5 protein-coding genes and 1 pseudogene are annotated in these 6,390 nt (G+C 50.6%); 4 read left to right on the top strand and 2 right to left on the bottom strand.

From position 1 onward, the window contains the following. The 4 genes and pseudogenes from GCU44_RS16990 to GCU44_RS16975 form a co-directional block, all read left to right on the top strand. Window positions 1–117, top strand: a pseudogene (locus GCU44_RS16990) (IS630 family transposase); the annotation flags it as partial. An 18-nt stretch (window positions 118–135) separates the two neighbouring features. Beyond that, window positions 136–621 (top strand): cyclic pyranopterin monophosphate synthase MoaC, encoded by a 486-nt coding sequence (gene moaC, locus GCU44_RS16985; protein WP_092169013.1) that lies wholly within the window; start codon window positions 136–138, stop codon window positions 619–621. Further along, window positions 584–1,792: an NTP transferase domain-containing protein gene (locus GCU44_RS16980; RefSeq protein WP_154857967.1), complete on the top strand. Its 1,209-nt coding sequence runs from the start codon at window positions 584–586 to the stop codon at window positions 1,790–1,792. The genes moaC and GCU44_RS16980 overlap by 38 nt, the downstream gene beginning before the upstream one ends. 37 nt (window positions 1,793–1,829) lie before the next feature. Next, on the top strand, window positions 1,830–3,038 hold the full coding sequence (locus tag GCU44_RS16975) for a THUMP domain-containing class I SAM-dependent RNA methyltransferase (protein WP_154857965.1): 1,209 nt from the start codon (window positions 1,830–1,832) through the stop codon (window positions 3,036–3,038). A gap of 48 nt (window positions 3,039–3,086) precedes the next feature. Here GCU44_RS16975 and GCU44_RS16970 read toward each other — a convergent pair whose 3' ends face one another. Beyond that, on the bottom strand, window positions 3,087–5,195 hold the full coding sequence (locus tag GCU44_RS16970; RefSeq protein WP_154857963.1) for a M28 family peptidase: 2,109 nt from the start codon (window positions 5,193–5,195) through the stop codon (window positions 3,087–3,089). A 2-nt stretch (window positions 5,196–5,197) separates the two neighbouring features. Continuing rightward, window positions 5,198–6,358 carry a C40 family peptidase gene (locus tag GCU44_RS16965; RefSeq protein WP_154857961.1) on the bottom strand — a complete coding sequence of 387 codons (1,161 nt, stop codon included), beginning with the start codon at window positions 6,356–6,358 and terminating at the stop codon, window positions 5,198–5,200. Window positions 6,359–6,390 lie beyond the last annotated feature (32 nt).

Here is a 6,390-nt window from a genome sequence, read left to right as displayed (position 1 = left end):
GAAGTAGAGGCTTGGCAGAATAACCGAAACAATAAAAACAATAAGATAAATTGGCAGTTCACTACTGCCGATTCAAGGATAAAATTAAAAAGACTTTATTCGTCAATTTACGATTAACATAACACTAGTCTCCTTATGAGTGATACCGATTTTTCACATGTAGACAAAAAGACCGGATTGCCGGCAATGGTAGACGTGGGTGAAAAAGTAGTCAGCCTACGGGTTGCCAGCGCATCCTGCCGGGTGATCCTGGGGAAAGAGATCATGCAGCGGTTGACTGCGGGCAGCGATCTGATGAGCAAGAAAGGCCCGGTTTTTCAAACGGCCATTATTGCCGGCACCATGGGTGCAAAACGGACGGCAGAGTTAATCCCACTTTGCCATCCCCTGGGAATGGACGATTGCAAAATCACCGTTGAGCCACAAGACGATAGCTCCGTCGTCGTGCGCTGCACGACGAAAGTAACCGGAAAAACAGGCGTGGAAATGGAAGCACTCACGGGTGCGTCGGTAGCTGCGTTGACCATTTACGATATGTGCAAAGGGATGTCCCACGATATACGTATTCAGGACTTACAGTTGGATGAAAAAAAAGGAGGAAAGCGTGACTTCAAACGATAAACACCAAAAGCATGCCGCATTGACCCGTCCACGATACGGGGATTACGGGAGGGTAGAATTGGGCATTTTGGGGACCTCTTGCGGCCACATTCAGAAACTGGCTGCTGCGCTGATTCGAAATAGTAGCGCCGGAATTGGCAGTGTATACGTAGATGCCGATCACAAAGAAGGTGATCAGTTGATGGAGGGCAAGGGAAGTGCTGACAGTTTGATGCAATCTTCCGGTGTCATGGAATACCGGGATAAAATCGTTTACCAACGGCTGGACATGCGACTCGGGGAAACCAGTGTGTTTGAGCAACGGGAGTGGTTTAACCGGCAAGACCTGGTGCTGATCAATGCCAACCATTTCAATGCCTTGCATCAGGTATTGGTGATTGATCCGGCAAAGCCCATGGAGAAGAAGCTGCACAAGTTGACCGACGTGAGCCTGATTCTATTAAAAGACGGCGCTTCCGAAATACCGCCGGTAGTAAAAGAACACCTGGAAGCCTGGCAATCCATCCCGGTGTTAAAATTCGATGAACTCGATAAAATCACCCGATTCGTCATGGAATTCGTAAAGGCCCGGGTGCCAAAAGTAAACGGACTGGTACTGGTAGGTGGAAATAGTACCCGTATGGGGATAGACAAAGCCGAGCTTTCCTACCACGGACAAAGCCAAAAAGACTACCTGCTACAACTCATCAAATCGCACTGCGAAGCCGGTTTTTTGTCCTGCAATGCCTCTCAGGCTGAAGAATGGTCGGGTAGGTACCCGGTAATTACCGATAAGATACTGGGTTTGGGACCCTTTGGAGGACTCGTTTCGGCCTTTATGGAACAGCCGGAATCAGCCTGGCTTACCTTGGCCTGCGATTTGCCTTTCCTTACAGGGGATACCCTCGCCTATTTGGTGCGTCACCGAAACCCATCCAAATTGGCCACCGCATTTCTGGACCCGAAGGGCGAATTTCCAGAGCCCTTGATCACCCTTTGGGAACCCCGTGCCTATCCGGTTCTGCTGCGTTTTTTGAGTCAGGGGTACAGCTGTCCGCGGAAAGTCCTGATCAACTCCGCCATCGAATTGCTGCAGGCTCCGGACCCAGGGGAATTTCGGAACGTGAATCGTCCTCAGGAGCACGAGGCCGCTTTGGCTGACCTCCGCGCATCGAAAAACGAAGCCCGTTGACCGGGCGAATGCAAACAATTTCCGGTATATTTGACCCATGATAGATTTTGACCAGGTAGGAAGGTTGGTCGTTACTTGCTACGACCGGAATGCCCCATTTTTAGAAGCAGAGTTGATCGAGTTGGGCTTTATTCCTACGGGCGTATTTCGAACGCACGTGGAATTGACCGGAAGTCTTAACGATTGTATTTTTTTGAACATGCATTTACGTACCGCCAGCCATGTGCTGTACGAGATTCAGTCGTTTTCGCTGGATCATGTTCAGAATTTGTACAAGATTGTCAAAGGTATCCCTTGGGAAGATTTTATTGATCCGGATGGGTACTTTTCGGTAATCAGCAATGTCAAACACGAATCGGTTGACAATCCACTTTTTGTCAATGTAAAAATAAAGGATGCCATTGCGGATCGCTTTCGGGAGAAGTTTGGCATACGACCGGATTCGGGATCCAATTTAAACGAGGCCGTATTCCAATTTTTTTGGAAAGGAGAAGCGGCCAGTTTGTACATCAATACCAGCGGGGATACCCTGATCAAACACGGGTACCGGAAAATTCCAGGTGCTGCACCCATGATGGAATCCCTCGCTTCTGCATGCATTCTGGCTTCCGGCTGGGACCAAACCAGCCCTTTTGTAAACCCCATGTGTGGGTCGGGGACGGTTGCCATTGAGGCGGCTTTGATGGCTACCGATCGGTATCCGGGGCTTTACCGAGACGATTATGCGCTGATGTACATCAAAGGCTACGATGCAGGCGTCTACTACGGATTGAAGGAAAAAATGATGAACCGCATCAAGCCGATCGACAGCCAGATCATCTGGGCATCGGATATAAGCGAGCGCGCGATAAAAGCCAGTAAGGAAAACGCCCGGTTTGCTGGTGTCGAGGATTTGATTCAGTTTGAGGTCTGCGACTTCCGGGAAACAACACTTCCCGAAACCGAAAGCGGCATGGTTTTCCTGAATCCTGAATACGGAGAACGACTTGGGAACGAGGAGGAATTGGAAGAGACGTATCGGGAAATCGGCGATTTTATGAAAAAACGCTGTCCAGGATACACTGGTTTGGTTTTTACCGGCAATTTGGATCTGGGTAAAAAAATTGGTTTAAAGCCAAAACGGAGAATCCCTTTCTACAACGGCACCATTGACTGCCGTCTATTGGTGTTTGAATTGTACCGCGGTAGCCGAGTTCCGGGAAAAGAAGGGTTTCCGAGCCGGGAAACGCTAAAAAACCCGGGGTAGTCAGCGGTCCACTGGCACACGCTTCACAAATCCTTCTGGATTAACTAGTTAGTCCCTAGTTGCTATACGCCCGATTTGCTCGATGGTTTGAATCAATCGGTTTACCGCCGCTTCGTATTGTTCGTCCAGCTGATCGAGGTTTTCCGTTCGCTTTTTGGAAATTTCGTATTGAATGGCCGGTAACATCCAGGATGCGTATCCACTAAAAGGATCGTTGGACGCGTAAAGGGATTTGTACCAACTGCCAAAGGGCATTCCTTCTTCTACCAAAAAGCTTTTTTCCAGGCGGAGCAGTTCCCGGTTGATGGCAGGTATTTTCGCGGCGTCGGGCTCACCGGTCGCAAGGCTGGAGCTTAGTACCGATTCCACTTCGGTACTGACTTCCCTGAGCTTCGCGATGGCTTTTTGTGAGCGGCCAAATCCTTGAAACCCGGAAGCAAATTCCTGAATCCGACTGGTAGCGTTTGTTAAGTGGAGATCGAGATCTTCTGCATACCGCGATAGGTGGTAGGGAATGAAGGTGGCATTTGCCAATCGCAAAGCCATGATGCCCGCCCACTGGGCGATGGTACCGCCCATTTGAAATTCCGGGTCAGCAAATTTCTCGTAAAAGTAAAAATCATCGTAATTCGTATGATAGAGTGTTGGTCCGCCCGCACCTCCGCTAAGTGAAGGTACACCGGTGTGCATGTAAAATGCAATGTGGTCGGAGCCCCCGCCCAGATTTCCCAGGCTGGGTTGTTGCTTATTTCCAGCCCACACTTCGTACACGGATTTGGAAGAATCCGGATAGCTGATCTTTTTTGCGGCCTCGGTCATGACTTTTTTCAGACTTGGAGCGGCAGAGCCGCCGATGTTCTTACCGGAAACACCCGCATCGAAATTTAAGTAGGCGACGGCATTTGCACCCAATTCTTCCCGCATCTGCTCCACCCACTCCGTAGATCCGATCACACCATGTTCTTCGCCGTCCCAGTGCGCAATCAGAATGGACCGCTTCGGGCGATGACCTTCCCGGGCAAGCTTTCCCAATGCTTCGCTAAGGGTAAGCAGCATGGACGTTCCGCTGTTGGGATCGGTGGCCCCAAAGGCCCAGGCATCGTAGTGGCAGCCCAAGATGATCCATTCATCCGGATACACACTTCCTTTCAACGTTCCCACCACGTTGTAAATGGGTACTAAATCGATCGGCTGATCCACCATCAAACGTACGTGTAGCTGCGGCCCGCCTTCCAACCGATAGGTAAAGGGCAACCCACCCTGCCAGCCAGAGGGAACGGGCTTTCCTTCCATCTGTCCCAAAATTTTCGTTGCTTCTCCGTAGGGAATGGGCGTTACTGGAATGGTATGCAGTTGGGTTTCTTCCGGGCGGAGCCGTTTTGTTTCGGTTTTGCTACCCAGGGGTAGCGCCGGTTCGAATGGAGTCAAGGGGTCTCCGGTAAAACTTTCTGTGAGCAGGGATCCGCGTTGAATGGCGCTTTCGTTGTAATAGGGGCCATCTGGGAAAACCAGCCCTTTTGCAAAGCCGCTATCCCCTGGGTCGGTATAGATGATCAGGCCGGCCGCCCCGTACTGCTCGGCAAATTTGGCTTTGTAGCCCCTGAAGTTTTTGCCGTAGCGGGCGATGACAATTTTCCCCTCTACATCGATCCCCATGGATACCAGCTTTTCAAAATCGGCCTGTGTTCCGTAGTTGGCATAGACGATTTCCGCGGTCACATCTCCGGAACCCGAAAAGGCATTCCAGCCTTTTTTCAGCTCTGGGTGTCGGGAAAAGGTATCGGCTTCCAGGATGTACTCCCGTTGGTTGAGCAGGCTCCGCTTTGGCCTGACGATTTCTACCAGGGATTCACCGGGGTCACTGGGAAGGTATACATCGTAGGGATACAGTGTTGTCTCCAGACCGGCCTCTTTCATGACCCGTACCAGGTAATCTCTTACGACTTCGTTTGCTTTGGTTCCGGCGATGTGGGGGTGTCGGGTAATGGTAGCCAAATGGGTCTTAAAACTTGGAAAATCGACCGATTCCAGAAACAGTGCCTCCAGATCATCCTGCTTGCGGCTACCCGCCATCGAAAATCCATCGAGGCGTGCCACCTGGGAAAACCCGGCACCTATGTTGCACAGGATGAAAAAGATGATCGCTGCTTTTTTCATGATTATTGCAGAATTTGGTCTACGGAAAGGATGCGTTCACTCGGCTGATTGCGGATTCGTTTGGTTCGTAAGTAGCGTCCAAGTTCGTAGGCATCGTAATTTTCATCCTTGGGGTCAAAACTACTGATGCGAACCCGCCCTCTGGAATGGATAAACCGATTGTCTCCGATCCACATGCCCACATGCACGACCCGTTCTTTACTTTCGGCAGTAGCCGGAACGCCAAAAAACAACAAGTCACCCACTTGTAAATTGTCCCAGTTTTTTTCGCTATCGACCAGTTCGCCTTCCAGGATTTGCTGGGATGCATCCCGGGGAATCACCTTGCCATTGAGAAAATAGATGGTCTTGGTAAAACCGCTGCAATCAAGGCCCTTCGGAGAGGTGCCGCCCCAGAGGTAGGGGGAGCCCATCATTTTTTCGGCCGTGGTAATAAGCGCATTGTCATCGGTGCTGCGGCTGTTTTTCCATCGATCATAGGGAAGGGCCTGGTCGATGGGGATGAATCCGGTTCTTCCATCGGCCAGTTGGACGCGAAATGCCTTCGAGCTGGTTTCCAGTAGTTCCAGTACATTTCCGGCAGTGATGTCGCTAACAATCCCGTTCTGCTTTTCAGTCCGATAGACACTCCCAATCATTTCGGTGACCACCACTTTTTCTTTTTCCATCCATTCCTCCATGGCCTGCGGATCAAGTCGGACGATGGCAGCAGCATCTACCCAGGAAATGTACGCGTCCGGGGTTTGCACCAGGTACCAACTGCCGGATTCCTTGAGGACCTTCAGCGGCGTGCCCATCAATGCTTGTGTGGCAAGTTCGGCCGAGTGTTTGGGTTCGCTGCGGATATTGGCGACAGAATTGGTTACCAATGCCAGGTAAGTAGTCCCCAGGCCTGGGTCTGGAAGTAGCCCGACACTGTCTACAAAGTCAATTTGTTCTTCGGTTAGTTTTTGCAGTAATGCCCGATGGGCTTCCGGGAGATTGGTCTCCCCGGATAAAACGCCCCCTTCCCAGGAAACATCAAACAGCGCAATGCGTTTGTCCGGAGCAAATTCTTGTTGGGTGGCATCAATCAGCACTTGAACCCGGTCTTCCGAATCCTTCACCTGGCAGGATTGGTACAAAAAAACGAACAGAAAGCAGAATGGAACAGTTTTTTTCATGAAAGCACCTTTATAATTACCCAAATGTAGTT

The organism is Cyclobacterium xiamenense, assembly GCF_009467825.1.
GTDB classification, from domain to species: Bacteria; Bacteroidota; Bacteroidia; order Cytophagales; family Cyclobacteriaceae; genus Cyclobacterium; species Cyclobacterium xiamenense.
This window is presented reverse-complemented; position numbering and strand designations above follow the sequence as displayed.